General features: G+C 46.4%; 17 protein-coding genes. 5 read left to right on the forward strand and 12 right to left on the reverse strand.

The features are described from left to right. A complete protein-coding gene (locus R7R24_RS03575) occupies positions 1-966 on the reverse strand; it encodes an electron transfer flavoprotein subunit alpha/FixB family protein (protein WP_136976437.1) in 966 nt (321 codons plus the stop codon). A 138-nt stretch (positions 967-1,104) separates the two neighbouring features. On the opposite strand from R7R24_RS03575, the gene R7R24_RS03580 reads away from it, so the two are divergent. Further along, positions 1,105-2,766, forward strand: coding sequence for an electron transfer flavoprotein-ubiquinone oxidoreductase (locus R7R24_RS03580; protein ID WP_017821213.1), 1,662 nt, complete (start codon positions 1,105-1,107; stop codon positions 2,764-2,766). 59 nt (positions 2,767-2,825) lie between these two features. Here the strand turns inward: R7R24_RS03580 and R7R24_RS03585 are convergent, their stop codons facing one another. Then, positions 2,826-3,710, reverse strand: coding sequence for a LysR family transcriptional regulator (locus R7R24_RS03585; protein WP_005388553.1), 885 nt, complete (start codon positions 3,708-3,710; stop codon positions 2,826-2,828). 117 nt (positions 3,711-3,827) lie between these two features. On the opposite strand from R7R24_RS03585, the gene R7R24_RS03590 reads away from it, so the two are divergent. After that, a complete protein-coding gene (locus R7R24_RS03590; protein ID WP_054578996.1) occupies positions 3,828-4,499 on the forward strand; it encodes a type 1 glutamine amidotransferase domain-containing protein in 672 nt (223 codons plus the stop codon). A gap of 84 nt (positions 4,500-4,583) precedes the next feature. On the opposite strand, the gene R7R24_RS03595 is transcribed toward R7R24_RS03590, so the two are convergent. Further along, a complete protein-coding gene (locus R7R24_RS03595; protein ID WP_054578997.1) occupies positions 4,584-5,231 on the reverse strand; it encodes a glutathione S-transferase family protein in 648 nt (215 codons plus the stop codon). Between the two features lie 118 nt (positions 5,232-5,349). On the opposite strand from R7R24_RS03595, the gene R7R24_RS03600 reads away from it, so the two are divergent. Continuing rightward, positions 5,350-6,180, forward strand: a complete 831-nt coding sequence (locus tag R7R24_RS03600; RefSeq protein WP_191115838.1) for a LysR family transcriptional regulator — start codon at positions 5,350-5,352, stop codon at positions 6,178-6,180. Between the two features lie 9 nt (positions 6,181-6,189). On the opposite strand, the gene R7R24_RS03605 is transcribed toward R7R24_RS03600, so the two are convergent. From R7R24_RS03605 to artP, 5 genes are all read right to left on the reverse strand, one after another. Beyond that, positions 6,190-6,762 (reverse strand): protocatechuate 3,4-dioxygenase, encoded by a 573-nt coding sequence (locus R7R24_RS03605; RefSeq protein ID WP_054578999.1) that lies wholly within the window; start codon positions 6,760-6,762, stop codon positions 6,190-6,192. A gap of 138 nt (positions 6,763-6,900) precedes the next feature. Next, positions 6,901-7,569, reverse strand: coding sequence for an arginine ABC transporter permease ArtM (gene artM, locus R7R24_RS03610; protein ID WP_053303703.1), 669 nt, complete (start codon positions 7,567-7,569; stop codon positions 6,901-6,903). Beyond that, entirely contained in the window at positions 7,566-8,255 is a 690-nt protein-coding gene (gene artQ / locus R7R24_RS03615) for an arginine ABC transporter permease ArtQ (RefSeq protein WP_005388570.1), read from the reverse strand. Before artQ ends, artM begins: the two co-directional genes overlap by 4 nt. A 1-nt stretch (position 8,256) precedes the next feature. Then, on the reverse strand, positions 8,257-8,988 hold the full coding sequence (locus tag R7R24_RS03620) for an arginine ABC transporter substrate-binding protein (RefSeq protein ID WP_054579000.1): 732 nt from the start codon (positions 8,986-8,988) through the stop codon (positions 8,257-8,259). A gap of 88 nt (positions 8,989-9,076) precedes the next feature. Next, positions 9,077-9,805, reverse strand: coding sequence for an arginine ABC transporter ATP-binding protein ArtP (gene artP, locus R7R24_RS03625; RefSeq protein WP_086013014.1), 729 nt, complete (start codon positions 9,803-9,805; stop codon positions 9,077-9,079). A 425-nt stretch (positions 9,806-10,230) separates the two neighbouring features. On the opposite strand from artP, the gene R7R24_RS03630 reads away from it, so the two are divergent. Both R7R24_RS03630 and R7R24_RS03635 read left to right on the forward strand, forming a co-directional pair. Beyond that, positions 10,231-12,465 carry a hypothetical protein gene (locus R7R24_RS03630; RefSeq protein WP_191115840.1) on the forward strand — a complete coding sequence of 745 codons (2,235 nt, stop codon included), beginning with the start codon at positions 10,231-10,233 and terminating at the stop codon, positions 12,463-12,465. A gap of 141 nt (positions 12,466-12,606) precedes the next feature. Next, complete coding sequence (locus tag R7R24_RS03635; protein ID WP_104980766.1) at positions 12,607-13,602, forward strand: ABC transporter substrate-binding protein; 996 nt, start codon at positions 12,607-12,609, stop codon at positions 13,600-13,602. Between the two features lie 82 nt (positions 13,603-13,684). Here the strand turns inward: R7R24_RS03635 and R7R24_RS03640 are convergent, their stop codons facing one another. The 4 genes from R7R24_RS03640 to R7R24_RS03655 form a co-directional block, all read right to left on the reverse strand. After that, the gene (locus R7R24_RS03640) at positions 13,685-14,062 is read right to left on the reverse strand and encodes a nuclear transport factor 2 family protein (RefSeq protein WP_191115848.1); all 378 of its coding nucleotides are present in this window, start codon (positions 14,060-14,062) and stop codon (positions 13,685-13,687) included. Positions 14,063-14,204: 142 nt separating this feature from the next. Next, a complete protein-coding gene (locus R7R24_RS03645; protein WP_025767672.1) occupies positions 14,205-14,936 on the reverse strand; it encodes a DUF3726 domain-containing protein in 732 nt (243 codons plus the stop codon). Then, a complete protein-coding gene (locus tag R7R24_RS03650) occupies positions 14,933-16,669 on the reverse strand; it encodes a hypothetical protein (protein WP_154203910.1) in 1,737 nt (578 codons plus the stop codon). The genes R7R24_RS03645 and R7R24_RS03650 overlap by 4 nt, the downstream gene beginning before the upstream one ends. Before the next feature lie 101 nt (positions 16,670-16,770). Beyond that, positions 16,771-18,372, reverse strand: a complete 1,602-nt coding sequence (locus R7R24_RS03655) for a BCCT family transporter (protein ID WP_054579003.1) — start codon at positions 18,370-18,372, stop codon at positions 16,771-16,773. Positions 18,373-18,431: the final 59 nt, after the last annotated feature.

The raw sequence follows: 18,431 nt of genomic DNA on the forward strand, positions 1-18,431 counted from the left end.
CTACAGCTTCTCTAACAGCTCAGGCATTACCACAAACAAATCGTCGACCAATCCATAATCTGCAATGTCAAAAATAGGCGCATCAGGGTCGCTATTAATTGCAACAATCACCTTGGAATCTTTCATTCCCGCCAAATGCTGGATCGCGCCAGAAATTCCGACGGCAATGTATAACTCCGGTGCAACAATTTTGCCGGTTTGCCCGACTTGATGGTCATTAGACACATAGCCCGCATCGACCGCCGCTCGTGACGCCCCTACCGCTCCACCTAGCTTGTCAGCCAATTGTTCTACTAAAACAAACTTCTCTTTACTCCCGAATGCACGACCACCCGACACCACTACTCTAGCCGCTGGCAATTCTGGTCGCTCACTTTCTGGCGTTTGTTGCGAAACAAACTCACTAAGTTTATTGATAATCACCGTGTCGACTTGAGTAAGCTTAGGGACAACTGGCGTGTCAGATATCTCTGCGGCATCAAAAGCCGTACTTCTTATGGTCATCACTTTATAGGGGTCATTCGACGTGACTCTCGCCAATGCATTTCCAGCATAAATTGGACGAATCACCGTATCGATAGACTCGATTGTCATCACGTCAGAAAGTTGACCAACATTAAGCAACGCCGCCACACGAGGCATCACATTCTTACCAAATGTACTGGCAGGAGAAAGAATGTGTGAGTAGTTTTTGGCTACTTGTGAGATCAAAGGTGCGATATTTTCCGCTAATCCATGTTCATATCCCTTCGCATCAACCCAGATAATTTCTGCAACACCTTGAACACAATTCAACTCATCCAAAACTGATTGGCACTGATAACCAATAAGCAACACAGAAACAGGAAGCGATTTATCATCATCCTTAATCTCAAATGCCGCTTTAATTGCACACAGCGTCCCTACAGCCAACGATTGGTTGTCATGCTCTGCGAGCACAAGTGTTGCTAATGGTCGGTCTTCCATGGTCATGCCTCATATAACACGTCAGATCCATTACTTGAGCTTAGTCCACTTCACGTTAACGTCAACTGAGCTATAGTTTTCTGTATAGAAACCAAAAACCTGTCACGCAGATGACGATAATAGAAAGGAAGCATAGAGATGGAACGAGAATGCATGGAGTTTGATGTCGTGATCGTGGGGGCCGGACCTGCAGGCTTAAGCGCCGCTTGTCGGCTAGCTCAACTCAGCCAAGACAGTGAAGGTGACGCACTTTCAATTTGCGTTGTAGAAAAAGGCTCAGAAGTGGGCGCACATATTTTATCTGGCGCTGTTTTTGAAACTAGTGCCTTAGATGAGCTTTTCCCCAATTGGAAAGAAATGGAGGCCCCGCTAGCAGCCTCGGTTCAACGAGATAATTTCCTTTATCTTACTACTGAACAAAACCATATTCGCGTTCCCCACTTCCTTACACCGCGTCCAATGATAAATGGCGAGAATAATTACGTAATTAGCCTTGCCAACCTTTGCCGTTGGCTCGCTAACCAAGCAGAAAATCTTGGGGTGGAAGTTTTTCCGGGCTTTGCCGCTGCAAGCATCAATTATGATCAGACTGGCGCCGTGACAGGCATTAACACGAGCGATATGGGACTAGATAAGAACGGCCAGGCCAAACCTAACTTTGAACCAGGTATCGAGCTAAGGGCAAAATACACCCTTTTTGCTGAAGGTTGTCGCGGACATCTGGGTAAAGAACTTATTCAAAGGTTCGACCTAGACGCAGGAAAGCAACCACAGCACTACGCGCTTGGCCTAAAAGAGATATGGGAGTTACCCACTGACAGTAAGGATGTATCTGGCAGTGTTATCCACTCCGCTGGCTGGCCCTTGAGTGAAACAAATACTACAGGCGGCGGTTTTCTCTATCACATGGAGAACAACCAAATCGCCGTCGGGCTTATTGTCGACTTGAATTACAGCAATCCTTACTTGAGTCCGTTTGACGAATTTCAACGCTTTAAGCACCATCCTGCTATTGAACCACATTTGAAAGGTGCTCAGCGCATCGCTTACGGCGCAAGAGCCATTGCGAAAGGTGGGCTTTCCTCTCTGCCGAGACAGCAATTCCCTGGCGGTTTATTGATTGGTTGTGATGCGGGGACTTTGAACGTCGCAAAAATTAAAGGCAGCCACACAGCAATGAAGTCCGGAATCATTGCAGCAGAAGCGGTACATACGGCCCGACAAACTGGAGCTTCTGAGCCAGACTACCAGTCGTTGTTTGAATCATCATGGTTGTATGACGAACTCGCCGAAACGCGTAACTTTGGCGCGAACATTCATAAGTTTGGCAGCATACTTGGTGGTGCTCTTTCGACTTTTGAACACAACCTGTGGCAACCACTGGTTAAGAAGCCGTTACCTTGGTCTATCAAGGACTATTCGCACGATCATGAGCAGTTAAAACCTAAACAAGAGTGCCACCCAATTGCATACCCAAAACCAGATGGTGAAATCAGTTTTGATAAGCCTTCGTCGGTATTTTTGTCGGGAACACAGCACGAAGAGAATCAACCTTGTCACCTTGTTCTGACTTACCCTCACATTCCAATTGATGTGAATTTAGGTATGTATGACGAACCAAGTCAGCGCTATTGCCCCGCTGGGGTTTATGAAGTGGTGGAAGTGAACAATAAGTTGAAGTTTCAGATAAATGCCGCCAACTGTGTGCATTGCAAAACCTGTGACATCAAAGATCCTTCACAAAACATCACATGGAAAGCACCAGAAGGCGGCGGTGGACCGAGCTATCAAAACATGTAGATACGTTAGTATGTTGACGATCTAACAAATGGATAAACAAACCGATTGGCAGAGCCTCATTACTCCTGCCAATCGGCAAAATGATCAAGCAAGAAGTCGATAGCCAATCGCGCTCGTAGTGGCAGAAAGTGACGATTCTGATAAACAATCCAGCTGCTGTTGCCACTTCCCCAATAGGGCTCTAGGATTGGCACCAAACGACCAGACGAAATAGCATCGTTGAAACTGCTCTTCGGTAAGTACGCCACACCTAATCCTTCTGCACAGGCTTGCAAGACCGTGTGTGCGTTATTGCTCTTCCATCTGCCCTGCACTTTTACGCCATCTAAAGGCTTGCCGTCTTTTTCAAACAACCAAACGTCTTTGTTGGCAATAATGCAGCTATGACGCTTGAGTTGCTCGGGGTGCGTTGGCAAACCATGTTCATCGAGATAACGCTGACTGGCTGCCGCTGCCATGGGACGATCCACCAGCTTTCTCGCAACCAAGCCTGAATCACTCAACCTTCCGTAACGAATAGCGAAATCGAAGCCATCTTCAATAAAGTTGACCATGCTGGTGTTGAAGTTGATTTCTACCGTGAGATTAGGATGTTGCTTGGCAAACGCCATCAAGGCAGGCGCTACATGGTTCTCAGAAAACGCACCAGCGGCGCTCACGCGTAACGTACCACTCAGTTGAGTTTGCTGCGTGGTGAGCTGTTCATTCGCTTGCTGAAGCCCAATCACCAACTCTTTACACTGCTGATAATACGCTTGCCCTGCTTCCGTTAGACTCACCATTCTTGTCGAACGGGCTAACAAGGCGACACCTAATCGCTCTTCTAACCTTGTGACTTGACGACTGACATGACTGGTACTGCAACCTAACTGTTTTGCCGCTGCAGAAAAACCTAAGCTCTCAGCAACCGTAACAAACTCATTGATACCTTCAAAACTGTCCATACTTACCTTTGCTATATAGCAATAATGTTTTGCCAATTAATTGTATTATCACTTATTTGTTTAGCAATTAGTATGAAGGTGTTCAACAAATACACGTAAGCCAAAAAGGAAACCATCATGAAGAAAGTACTCATCATTGTGACGAACCATGCGACCCTAGGTGAAACTGACCAAGCAAACGGAACTTACGCGCCAGAGCTCACTCATGCCCTTAGCGAACTGCTGGGTGCAGGCTTCGATTACGACATTGCCTCTATCAAAGGCGGGCAAGCACCACTGTACGGAACCGACATCGAAGGCGACGCAGTGAACGAGAAAATTTTGGCGGATGATGATTTCCAGAACCGCATCAACAACACGATTCCAGTGTCACAAATCAACGGTGACAACTACGATGCGATCTTCTATCCGGGTGGTTTTGGTCTTCTTTCAGACCTAGCGAGCAACGAAGATTTTGCCAAGATTTCCGCAAAACACTATGAAGAAGGCGGTATTGTGGCAGCAGTTTGTCATGGTCCGGGCGCTCTTCTTCCTATCACGCTTAGCAATGGCGAGAAGCTACTTGCGTCTAAATCAGTGACAGGTTTCACTCGCGAAGAAGAGATCGACTTCGGCACCATCAACGATATCCCATTCCTATTGGAAGAATCTCTTGCACGCAGCGCAGCGCGCTACTCTAAAGTGCAACCTTGGCAAGAGTTTGTAATTGTGGATGATCGTGTCATCACAGGTCAAAACCCAACGAGCGCACACGGCGTAGGCAGAGCGATTGTTGAACACCTAGCTTAAACGCGCCGGAAACTACAACCATCCTAGAAGAGGAAAGCGTGCTTTGTCATGCTTTCCCTTGCTACAGGCGATCGCAAGATGCGCTTATACTTCTTCCCCTGCCTCGTCCTCTTCTACGATATCCGTTTCTTGGCTCGCCTCTTCCAACCATTGCTGTAAAGATTCACTTGCTAGCACCTTCTGTTGGTAAGCTTTGGCACCTTCGGATAACTCGATACCGTAAGTTTGGAAACGCAATGCCACAGGTGCATACATAGCATCAGCTATCGACCATTCTCCAAATAGCCAACCGTTGGGATACAGTTTGGCTTGCTCAGCCCAAATGGCATCAATACGCGCAATATCCTTACGCGCACCATCCGTTAGATCGACTTTTCTGCGTGCGCGGATGTTCATTGGGAGTTCGCTTCTTAAGTTAAAGAAACCCGAATGCATTTCTGATGCGATGGCGCGTGCTTTAGCCCGTTCTGCAGACTTACTTGGCCATGCTTTGTCTTGTAAGTATTGCTCGTTAACGTATTCCAAAATCGCTAATGAATCCCACACGGTTGCGTCACCATCCACTAAGGTAGGGACTTTCGCGGTTGGTGTAATATCTTCCAAGGTCTTATAAAAATCTTCTGTGAATAAATTGAGCTTGGTGACTTTCACATCCAGTTTGAATTGAGAAAAGATCAGCCATGCGCGAAGTGACCAGCTTGAGTAGTTTTGATTAGCAATAAACAGTTTCATGACGCCTCCATGCGGTTCGTGTTTTGAGTACCCATCCATAATATCTGATTGTATTTAAGGGGACTAACGGATAGTTTTGATGGAACACTTCAACAAAAACGATGGATGAGTTTTAGATATGGATATCGATGCGTTGCGCAGCTTTCTTGCTTTTGTCGAAACGGGCAGTTTCACTCGTGCAGCCAAGCAGATCAATCGCACCCAATCCGCGTTCAGTGCTCAAATGCGTAAGCTAGAAGACGAACTCAGCGTCAGTTTGTTTGAAAAAGAAGGTCGCAACCTAGTATTGAGTGAAGCGGGACTGGCACTGCGCTCTCACGCCGAACTATTGGTTAACTTGCACAATCAAGCACTGAAACAAGTGAAGCGCTATGAAAACAAGCGCCCTCTTCGCTTAGGTTGCCCCGAGGATTACAACGACAATATCCTGCCTAAAGTCATCCGCGTATTACAGCAATCTGAGCCCACATGTTCAATTCAAGTCTTCAGTGAGCCAAGCATCACCTTGAGAGAAAAACTTGATGAAGGAAAGCTAGACGCCGCTATTGTGACAAGAGCACCGGACAGTGAGGAAGGTTACTGGCTAGCAAGCGACAAAGGCGTGTGGATTGCTCATCCTGATTTTGACATTGAGAACGCCCAACCTCTCCCTCTCGCCCTATTCCAAACCGACTGTAAATACCATGCGGCAGCAGTAGACGGATTAACCAAACGTGGCACTCCTTATCAACTACTGGCATGTTGCAATACGGCTTCTGCACAACGAGCAATTGTACGTTCAGGCATGGCTATCGGTGCGATGGGCAGTGTTAGCGTTAGCGAGGATCTTAAGATCTTAGGCGATATGCCATCGCTGCCTTCCGTGGATATCGTTTTGGTCACGGGCGTCGAGCCTCATCCGATACTGGATAAAGAATGCTTGGCGCAATTGGTTGAGTTAATGGCTTAACTGAATTCGCTAACCAATCACAAAGTTGAATTCGCCCGTTAATCGCCCGTCGATTCGTATGGTTTCAAACTGTAGATAATCACGGGCTTTGCCACCCCACCATTCATCACCAGTATTGCCTTTTAAGTACAACTGAGTGGTCAGAAGCTCTTGGTTATCCCGCCACAACTTAACGTGAATGTGCGGAGGACGAGAGGCATAAGGCACAGGATACAAAGTCTGGAATAAGTAGCGACCATCCGATTGAGTTTCGAATGCGCCAAAGCCTGCAAAGTGAGCATCAAACTTATCATTATTTGGCTGCTTAGGATGATCGTAAATCCCCTGCCCATCGCATTGCCAGGTTTCTACTTTGATGCCTGAGACAGGGTTTCCCGATGTATCTACTACTCTGCCTTGCAACACGATAGGTTCACCGACCAAGCCTTCTGATTGCAGAATCAAGTTTTGACGAAGAGGAATATCCACTACTGGATAAAATGGCCCTTCAGTTTGTGCTGGCGTTGGCCGCATTGGTGTTTTCGCTTTTAAAGAGGGGGCGAACAACAATGTCCACAGCGCTAAAAAGTGTCTTCTTTCCATGGTGCCACCAATACAATTGCGTTGAATTAAGTTTGGGGGAACTTAAGGAATTTGCCATGACGAATATAAAAAATGCCCCTGCAAGAGAGCCATTCGCAGAGGCACTGTGGAACTAAATGATGAGTGTTGATTGAAGGATTATGCGGCTTCGAACGCCAATGCTTTCTTCTCTACCTGACGGAAAATGAGAGTTAGCACACCATTTACCGTTAAATAAAATGCGCCTGCAATACCAAATACCGTCAACGTATCGTAGGTTTGTGCGTTAATGCGCTGCGCATAACCCATCAGATCCATGATCGTAATCGTGCTTGCTAGTGACGTGCCTTTGAAGACCAAAATCACTTCGTTCGAGTAAGCAGGAACAGCACGACGAATAGCGTATGGTAGCAGCACTTTTAGCGTTGCGGTTTTGTTCATACCCAGAGCACGACACGCTTGCCATTGACCGGAAGGAATCGCGTTAAACGCTCCTTTGAACAACTGAGTGCTGTATGCAGCGGTATTCAACGCTAACGCCAACATCGCACAGAACCAAGGTTGGCTTAACCATGTCCAGAATACACTTTCTCTTACTGCGTCAAACTGACCAGGACCGTAGTACACCAAAAAGATCTGTACCAACAAAGGCGTACCAGTGAACAAGGTGATGATGCCACGACTTACCCAATGCAAACCCGGAGTACGCAGGATCAGAGTCAGCGTCATCATCAAAGCTAAAAGACAGCCCACAACCAAGGAAGCGGCGGTCAATTGAAGGCTAGTGCTTAAGCCATCCAGCATTTGCCAAACGTGTTGTTCGTTCATGCGGTGGCCTCCTGTCCCATGCTCATACCTTGAATTGAGAACTTCTTATCAATCAGTTTGACGGCACGTTGTGTAATCAAAGTAATGCCTAAGTAAATCGCCGCAGCGGTCGCGTACCATGTAAACGCTTCATGCGTCGCTGCAGATGTTAGCTGCGCTTGCTTCAACAAATCCGTTACGCCAATCAGTGATACAAGCGCGGTGTCTTTCAGCAGAACCAACCATTGGTTAGTTAAACCTGGTAGTGCGTGTCTTACTGCTTGTGGTAAAACAATGCGAACGAAAGCGTGTGCTTGACTGATGCCGAGTGCACTTGCTGCTTCTCTCTGCCCTCTTCCAACGGCTTTTAATGCGCCACGTAGAGTTTGAGAAGCGTAGGAAGCGAAGATCAATGACAACGCCACCACGCCAGACAAGAACGGGCTAACTTCAATAAAGTCGCCGGTGATTAAAAACAGAACCTGCGTCGAACCAAAATAGATGAACAACACGACAAGGATTTCTGGCAAGCCACGTACAATCGTCACAAACGCCGTCATTGGCCATTTAACGAAAACGCGGCGAGACATTTCACCACTGGCGAATACCACTGCCAGAATCAAACCGACTAAGAGGCTTGTGAAGGCTAGCTGGACAGTCATCCAACTAGCTTGAACAAGCGATAAAGAGTAACCCGTTAGTGCCATATTACTTACCGAAGTATTTGTTGTAGATTACGTCGTATTCGCCGTTTGCTTTCACTGTTTTCAGTGCTGTGTTCAGCTTGTTCACTAGCTCGTCGTTACCTTTATTTACTGCGATACCGAAACCGTTACCGAAGTATTTAGGGTTAGTGATGTGCTCACCCACGTAAGCTAGGTTGTCTTCTTTCTTGAACCATTCTGCTACGACTGCTGTGTCACCGAATACAGAATCAATACGGCCATTTTTCATATCGATGAACGCGTCTTGGTAGCTTGAGTAAGGAACCGCGGTTACGCCCGGCATTTGCTCAATCAGGTAGCTTTGGTGTGTTGAGCCGTTTTGAACACCAACACGCTTACCTTCTAGTGCTTTTTGATCAGCCACTTTTTCTTTGATAGAAACAAACGCTGCTGAGTTGTCATAGTATGCATTCGTGAAATTCACTTGCTCCAAACGCGCCTCAGTAATGTCCATTGCAGAGATTGCCGCATCGTAGCGCTTGAATTTTAATGCTGGGATCAGGCTGTCAAAAGATTGGTTGTGGAAGGTGCATTTTGCTTCGATTTCTTTACATAGTGCATTCGCCAGATCCACATCAAAACCTTGGATTTGGTTGTTTTCATCCATGTATTCGAATGGGGCGTACGTCGCTTCCATCGCAAATTTGATCTCTTCTTGTGCTGCTGCGTTCGCTGAGACAAGTCCGATTAGTGAAGCTAGTAGAATCTTTTTCATTGCAATACTCCGTGTGTACTTAGTGGGCTGACACTCGCAATGACAGCCGAGCTTATCTGTTAAATAGACTGAACTTTAAAAACGTGATTTAGTGATTTAAGTAGTCAGCAAACTGGGCGGTTTGCGGGTTAGAAAACGAATCATTTGTGCCGTGCTCAACGATGTGTCCTTTTTCTAAATACAGTACGTGACTAGCGATTTTCTTGGCGAAATCCACTTCGTGCGTCACAACTACTTGTGTAATTCCGGTTTCGCTTAAATTTTTAATAATCTTAACGACTTGGTTAGTAATTTCCGGATCAAGCGCAGCGGTCGGTTCATCAAAAAGCAAGACTTCCGGTTTCATCATCAATGCACGAGCAATCGCCACACGTTGTTGCTGACCACCAGAAAGTTGCATCGGCCATGCATCCGCTTTGTCTGCCAAATGCAGCGTCGCGAGAATTTGCATTGCCTGCTTCTTCGCTTCTTCTTTATCCATGCCAGCGACTTTTACCGGAGCCTCAATCAGGTTCTCCATCACTGTCATATGCGGCCATAGGTTGTACTGCTGGAACACCATGCCTACTTTACGACGAAGTGCTAAACCTTGTTTCTCTTTGATTTCAGTAGAGAAATCAAAAACATCATTTGCGATGTTTAGCTTGCCGTTATCCGCACCTTCAAGAAGGTTAAGAACACGTAGTAGAGAGCTCTTCCCTGCACCACTTGGACCAAGTAACACCAGTGTTTCGCCGCTTTCACACTTAAAGCTGACATCGTGAAGCACTTGTGTCTCACCGTAGGATTTATTGATTCCGCTTACCTGAATAGTCATGCTGACATACCGCATTAATTGTCACTTGGCATTTATATTACTCAAAAGGATTTTTTATGCAATAAAAATGTATAAAAATTAATTTTGTTAAATTTTTGTATGATAAGCAATCAATACAACAGAGAATATGACTGGTTTAATCAGTTGGTTTTAACTGAAATTGTTGATGAAAATCCAACAATATGATGGCAATCGAAACAAGGTTAAAATTCTGGTTAATTTTGTGCTTGTGTAGACGGAATTTTGAGTCTTTGAACGTACTACACCCGACGCAGACCTTCTCATTTTTGCCGGGCTTCCCCCCTCGATTTCCGGTAAAGCCTTCTATCGGCGGGTTCCTGATTAGGACTTTGTGAATGGACTATAATTTCTCTTTGTATTCCGGCCCTTAATTCGAGTCATCTAAGTATGAGTGAGATAACCCCATGTTGAAGTCGCATTGTTTTTCTCTCATTGCACTTGCTTCTCTGAGCTTACTTTCTATACCCAGCGTTTGGAGTAGAACAGCAATCGTGTTACCTGGATTGCATGAACAGGGTATTGATCTTCAAGATAAGCCTATCTCTGCTGCCGCTGCACTTGAATGGGAGTTGGATAATGCCGATATTGTGTTTGGAGCTTACGAAAATAAGAGTGATAACGAGCGTGTAAAAGCGCTTGGTTACATGTACAACCAAAAGCTGGAACTTAACTCAGGTTGGCTGGAAAACGATATACGTAACCAAGCAGAACTGAGTGGAATTGACTACGAAGATTTCTTTCTCCACTTTTCTGAAAACACCATCATCGCAGAGGTAGACTCTAGCCATGGTGAAAATACCTTACTCAATCGAAAACCGATGATCGTTGGTTATACCGCCAGTGCTGACCACGCCGGTTTTTGGCTATATCAACAGCCACCATGGGATGCTGACGTATTTGGTCAGGCGAATGATGGTGGCGCGCTCTATGTTTATCACTCAGAGAAGTTCGACCGCTTAGCATTTACGTTCTCTCAGTTTGCTCAAGGCGGCAGCTTCACGATTGAATACCCTTCTGCTATCGACTCGTTTGGTCGGGTAACTGAATGGAAAAGCTTCGCGATTAAAAAAGACAAAACTGAGAACATGACTAAAAACCAAACAGTAAGCTGGTCTGTTCCTTTGGATTGGGTTCGCGCTACAACGCATGATGGTAGCGGAAAAACTTATGGTGGCGGTCAGTACTTTGGCTCCACCTTTTTACGCGACGGCGGCCGCCTTTACGTTGCGAAAATTACTTGGCATGACGACAACATAGAAAACCGCCCACGTCTCGAAAACATTCAACTCAAAGATAGCTTCCCTGCCGTCAATATCTCAGGAGCACCAACGGAGACACCTGAAGGTCAAACCATTCAACGCTGGCGTAAAATTCGTGGCTTTGACAAATCTGCAGATCGAAACCAAGACAATTATCTTTCTTGGAATGAATACAAAAACCGTTCGAATAAGAATGCAACGGCACGATTTCGTTGGGAGTCACGGGTTATTCCATTTGGTCGTATGTGGAATCAAACCTCTTCTTGGGCATTGACCAATCTCGGTAATCCCGTTTTTACCAATACAATGCGCCACTATTACCAAGCTGAATGGGCGAAACAAGGTTTAAATGGTGCGTACAACGACGACACGAATAAGTTACTCGGAGAAAATCAGTTCTACGTTTATTCCGGTGGTACGGTGGATGAGCTTGGTTTGGTGGCGGGTAGCCAAGCTGCTGACGATGCGTACAAAGCGCAATTCTCGGCGTTCTTGAATAAACTGGCAACGCTGGATGAAGATGCGTTAATTGGCCTCAACATAGGTACGGCAAACTTATTCGGTCGTAATGGGCAAAACCACTTGGTTAACGCTGGCTCCTTGTACTTGCGCGAGCACTACCTTTTCCCTTCTACCGGCTTTAGTGGCTATGCTGGGTTAGCTAAGTTTTGGGATAACTCTGCACTCGCCAAAGCTGGCCAGAAAGTGATTTATCAAGCGACAACGCGTTATGGTCGCGTTCAATACTTTGGGAACACAGAAAACAATTGGAAACAGGACCAATACTCTGCACTAGCAGTGTTCTACTTAAACTATCACCCTGAGCGCAGTTACTTTAATCAGTGGAACAATGGCTACTTATATGGAAGTAATAACACAACAAGTGACAACTTCTGGAAGGCAGGCGTACCAAAGAATATTGCTTATCAACCTAGCACCTTGCTTGCCGTTGATTTGGGAGAGCCTGCCAATCAAATACCAGAGGGGTATCAGGCGACTCCGGTAATGATGTCCACCAGCACGCCCTATCCTGCCGATTACACGGTGATTGGAGATGCTTCTATGAGCAAAGTGGCTCATCCTGACTTGCCCAATGGCGCTATCGATTTGTTACCAACCCATACGTACTTTGCGTATCACTCAGACGATACGGTGGTGGTGCATGGTCCTACGGAGATGGTGTTAGCCCGCGAATTCACTAAAGGCCGAGTGCTGTATCGAACTGATTTCTTTGGCAAGAATATCGATTATTTCACCTCACCGAAGATGACAATCGTGCTTCCAGAGCCTATGCAACCTGTAGATCAAGACGGTAACATCGGCGACTATGTTTCTCATATTGAGATTGGCGGCTACGAAGGAGTGTTCTTGCTGTATTAACGCCCTTTAAACCCTTCTCACCAAACGCTTCATAAATCACCGTTTTTATGCTTAACGTCACTGAAAAAAACTTGTTCACTGAATCTTTATAAACCGATGTATATACTGAAGTAAATGACAACGACAAGGAAATTCAGTCACATGAAGACGACACCTTCAATGCTCTCTGTTCTGCTGCTATCAGCATTATCTACTCATGCAAATGCGGACGAATGCGGAAAAATAACCATCGCAGACATGAATTGGAATTCGGCCAGCTTAATGGCGCACATCGACCAATTTGTCTTAAATGAAGGCTACCAGTGCGATGCGGAATTGATCCCTGGTGATAGCGTTCCTACAGGCACCTCTATGATTGAAAAGGGACAGCCTGACGTTGCGCCAGAGTTATGGACAAACGGTATTAAAGAAGCACTTGATAAAGGGATTGCGGATAAACGCTTGCGTATCGCTAGTGAATCGCTTGTCAATGGTGGTGAAGAAGGTTTTTGGGTTCCCGCCTATCTGGTAAAACAGTATCCAGAACTCGCGACGATAGAAGGCGTCATCAAGCACGCCAAACTATTTGAACACCCAGAAGATGATGACAAGTTCGCGTTTTATAGCTGCCCTGCTGGTTGGACATGCCAAATCACCTCCGGTCACTTGTTTAATGCATTAGGGTTAAGTGAGCACGGCTTTGAGATGGTTGACCCAGGCTCTGGCGCAGCACTAGCTGGCACCATCGCTAAAGCCTATGATCGCAAAATGCCTTGGTTTGGTTACTACTGGTCACCGACCCCCGTATTGGGCAAGTATGATATGGTCAAAGTGGATTTTGGTAGCGGAACAGATTTAGAAGAGTATCGCAACTGTACCACCCAGCCTGATTGCGTTTCACCAAAAGTAACAATGTACCCACCTTCTCCAGTTCGCACAGTAACAACTGAGGCGTTTGCGAGCAAAGAACCCCAAGCATTCGCGTACTTGCAGAAACGCGGATTTACCAACGAGCAAATGAGTGAAATGCTGGCCTGGATGGAAGATAACTACGCGGACGGTGAAGAAGCGATGTTTTACTTCTTTAATACCTACCCTGACTTGTGGAAAGGCTGGGTATCTGAAGACGTCGCGGTGAGAATCGAAAAAGCGCTTTGATGATTAATACTTCGAGTGCCACAAATCATTTAACCTCCCATACCGTTTGAATAAACGGCATGGGAGACTCGTCAACGACTCGTTAATACATGGTGTGACCATTCAATGTTTCTTTGGGTATCTCTTGCAGAGCGTCCCAATGTTCAACAATCTTCCCATTATGATCAAAACGAAAGAAATCCATCGTCACGTATTCAATATCATTAGGCCATGTTTGGTGAGTGTGTAGTGCCACCAAGTTCCCTTCAGCAATGGCTCGCACAAACGTAATATCTTTATCGGGATACTCATTTTGCATCCGCTCAAAATACTCGATAAAAGCCTCGGGGCCATTTCCAACTAATGGATTGTGCTGGATGTACTCATCACCTACGTAGTCTTCAACTGCCTTTCTTGGGTTACCTCTATAGGCGATTTCGTAAAACGCAATGGCATTTCTTTTATTCTCTTGCAGATCCATTTTTCTTACCTGTGTTGCTCCATCTTGCGGATAACGGTAATCATAGTCTTTGAACTTCAGAAGTGACTGAACATCGCGCACAAAAAAGGCCGCTAAACAGCAGCCTTCATCACTTCTACTTGGAATCATCGCCTTTCATAGCTTAAACCACACCACCAGCACCGAGCATAGAACGCTCACTGTTCTCCACCAGCAACGCGGTTGCGGTTTGTTTCAGTGTTTCCCATTCTTGGTCTTCGACAAAGATACCATTTTGCCAAGAAGCTTGTTGCGTACGGCTTAACTCATCGCCTTCAATGTGGGTGGTATATCCTTGTGCACTTTTCTCGATATCGAAATCGTTCACGGAGAGCTCGATAACCATACTATGCAAATCCGTATCATGCCCATCAAACTGATCCGAGAAAAAGACTTCTGGTGCGATTCGTCCGCGGTTTAACACATAAAGCGTTCGCTTGGGACTAGAGCCATTGACCCACTGTGCTCGACACGCGATGCCTTTCGCAGAGAGCTTCAACAACTCACTGAAACCCAACCAACGGTTATGACACTGTTTCAACGTAATGGTAATCGACTTACGGTTGATCATTTTCTCGAGCGCGAAATCCAACACAGCGGGCAAATGACACGCTACACTCCCGTTGTGCAGTTCTACCTCTATGCTTGACGGCGTGCTGTTGGTCACCGATACGGCGCAGTCTGAATCTAACCCAAGAAACAGACTCGCGTTATTAAAATGGCGAACTCCATGTAAGCCAACCATTTGCAAGTCCGCCACCATGTTCGCAATGACATCCGCCTCACCACAGTGACGGCGCATGCCAAGAAATGCCTTATTAACCGCGGCCACCAATTCGTTATGAGAGACGATCATAATGCAAATCCTCCACTGATTTTTTGATTATCACTTTGCGCAATTTCGTCACGTGGCGGCATGCTAGGGAAAATCCATGTGTCTGCCAATTTAGGGTCGTGAATTTCATCCAACAGCGGCGCACCTTGGAAGAAAGTTACTCGAACCCAACGATCCGAGCGCGGATCAAATTTAGTCGCGCCAAAGATCGCCAATTTACAGCGCAGTAAGTGCATTGGTAACGCATCTTTACGCAGCACATTCATTTGAATATCCCCCATCGCACGGTTGCCTAGCGTCCATACGCGACGTGTGATCGAACGATAAGCCGGTTTTTGCAATAGAAACTCTGCTACGGAAATTTCTTCATCACAACCAAGCAAGGCGTGGTACAAGCGATTCACTTGTCTGCCGATATCAAGCGGCAGTTCTTTTTCTTCTCCTGCCTCTTCCCCACGAACACCAAGCCTTGGCTCTTCTTTATCTTGTGAGCGATACCAGAACCAGTAGTTGTTCTCGGCTAGTGAGTAATCCGCATTAATCGCCCAGCGGTATTTGCTTTGCAGCACCTCAAGTAAGTCATGGATCTTTTTCCCGCCCGGAATAGATAACGTTTCATCCGTATTCATTTGGCTGGCAAATTCGTCCACCAAAGATGGGTAGAGTTCGATCAAGCAAGAGGTGAGGATTTCTTGGGCTTCCACACTCATTGTTTTCTTATGCTCGACCAAACTCGCCCAGTTCGGATGTAATGCCATTAACGTTGTTAGCTCCGATAGCAGTTGTTTGATGTCTGCTATCGCTTGATGATTGAGCCTGTCTTGATGTTCATTAATGGTGATGACTTGCTCTAAATGACGCTGTGCTTTTTGCAGCAATCCTTGCAAAGGAGCATGGAACGACGCTTCACACGGCATCGCAAAGACTCGCGCTACCGCACGTTCGCGAGAGGTCATCCATTGGTCAACAATACACGGGTGATTAATCAAGTATGGAGCCATGCCTAAGCCAGTAGCATTACCGACACCAAGGTAGCGCTGCAAGCCACGATGCAAAGCCACCGCGTTGTCGCCACCTTGTTGAAGTGCCAGATAGTGCACCCAATCTAGGCTGAATTCACGCAACATATATACGGCACACATTTGCGCACTAAAAGACTGGCTGAAATCTGAGTTATTCTCTAACAGTTTGAAATCGGCGATACCAAACTTTCCGTTACCATAAACAGCTGTGGTACGCAGGATATAACCCACTTCCGCTAACTCTTTCGGCTCAGGCTGCTCGCCTTGAGAAAGCGCGCTAACAATGTGCTCAAACACGCGCACACTTTTGTTTGCGCGAGCAAGAACAAGTACGTTGTTTGGATTACGTCCCGCTTCTTGCAGCGGTACATTTTCTCGCAATCTTTCCAACAAAGTAACATCAACATCGCCTTGAACCAGTGCAAATGTGACGTCCCACTTTTCAGCAATTACGCGATCATTACGCTCGTCGTCGGCAATTTCATCACAGAATACCACCAAATGATAAACGTGCTCTGGCGTGGTCAATTTGTAAATCACATGACCATAACCACGAGGACAAAGCTGCCACTCATGCTTGGTTACTTGCCAGTTTTGGCTTGCCATATTACGAATCAGACTGCGAACAAAGCTGATTCGGTTTTGGTGCATTGCGCCAAGCCTTTCGGCTGCCATGACAATCGCTGCATCGCGCATAGTTGCTTCCGTATAAGTAGAACGATGTGCATCCATTTTGCTCACCACCTATTTGTTATTGTAAGAATACTAGGGTTTGTGCGGATGCAGGAGGAAAACACCCGCACAAGCTCCACGTTGTTTGAGTTAGATAGTTGTTATAGCCCTTGCTCTTTCGCCATTTTGATTGCGATTTGCGGCGCATTCCAAAGTGACGGTAACAGAATCAACGAAACCGGAACCGCGGTAATCACAATGAAAGATTGCAGTGCAGAGATGCCACCAGAGCCAAGAGAAATCAGGATTAGTGCCGTCACACCCATCATTACGCCCCAGAAGGTACGGATGATCGCATTCGGCTCCGTTTCACCACTGATCACGACACTGATTGTGTAGGTCATTGAGTCGCCCGTCGTGACGATGAAGATCGTGGTTAAAATCAGAAATAGAATTGAAGTCAGCATTGGCATTGGTAGTTGCTGAGTCACCGCAAGCAAAGCACCTGGCAGGTTAAAGCCTTCGAACGCCGCACTCACGCTACCCGGTTCAGCAATTTCAAACGCAAGGCCTGAGCCGCCTACAATCGTGAACCAAAAACAGGTGGTGAGCGGAGCCACAATACTGATGGTGGAAATGACTTGGCGGATAGTTCGCCCACGGGAAATACGCGCAATGAAAATTGCCATCATCGGACCATAACCAAGGAACCAGCCCCAGAAAAATACTGTCCACCAGCTTAGCCAAACTTCATCACCACGGTAGGTCGCCATTGGGATAAAGTTATCCAGCATGCTCCCTACACCTTGAATGTATCCGTTAAAGATAAAATTCGTAGGGCCAAAAAACAGGATGTAAACCATCAATGCCATTGCCAGAATCACATTGTAACGACTAAGCAGTTGCATGCCTCGGCTTAATCCACTGAGTGCTGACAAGGTGTAAAGAGCAATCGCAAACAAGATGATGATAAGCTGAGTGGTAAAGCCATCAGGAATATCAAACAGCGCATTTAACGCGTAGCTAACCTGCAAGCCTAGAAACCCAATTGGCCCGATGGTGCCTGCGGCTACCGCGATAATGCAGCACGCGTCAATCAATGCACCGAGTTGGCCTTTAAGTGCTCGTTCGCCCAAGACTGGGTAAAGCAAAATACGGGGTTTTAGCGGTAAACCTTTGTCGTAATGTAGGTGCATCACCACGATGGAAGTTAAGCTACCTACAATCGCCCAAGCTAGAAAGCCCCAGTGCATAAAGGATTGCGACAACGCATTCACCGCACCTTGCTGCGGGTTATCTTGCGCGCCGTACAAAGGAGGTGGGCTAACATAATGCGCGATAGGCTCAGCCGCGGCCCAGAAAACGCCACCACCAGCCAATAAGGTACAGAAAATAATCGCCATCCAGCGGAAAGAATCCATTTCTGGTTTTGCAATCCCGCCCAACATCACCTTGCCTGTTCGCCCTGCAGCCAAGCCAAGACCAATAAGAAAAGTGAGAAGCAGCAGTAACTGCCAGTATGGACCAAACACCTGAACTGCCCAGCCAAAGCCAGCGTTAACGATCGTAGATAACAGCTCGCCGTCATAAAGTGCAATAGCAACGAACAACGCGATGAAACCACCGCTATACCAAAAGGCCGGGTTATTCAGTCCTAATTTGTCCGTCGTGTTTTCTGTTGTTGATGTGTTGTGTTTTGCTTTTGACTTGCCCGATGACACGCTCATCGTGGAAGCTTTCATGCTATTGGTTAAATCAGACATACTCTGGCTCCAGAGGTTCTTTGCAGCAGCCAAAGACTGGCTACAAATGTGAGTTTTAC

The organism is Vibrio sp. 704 (assembly GCF_033339295.1).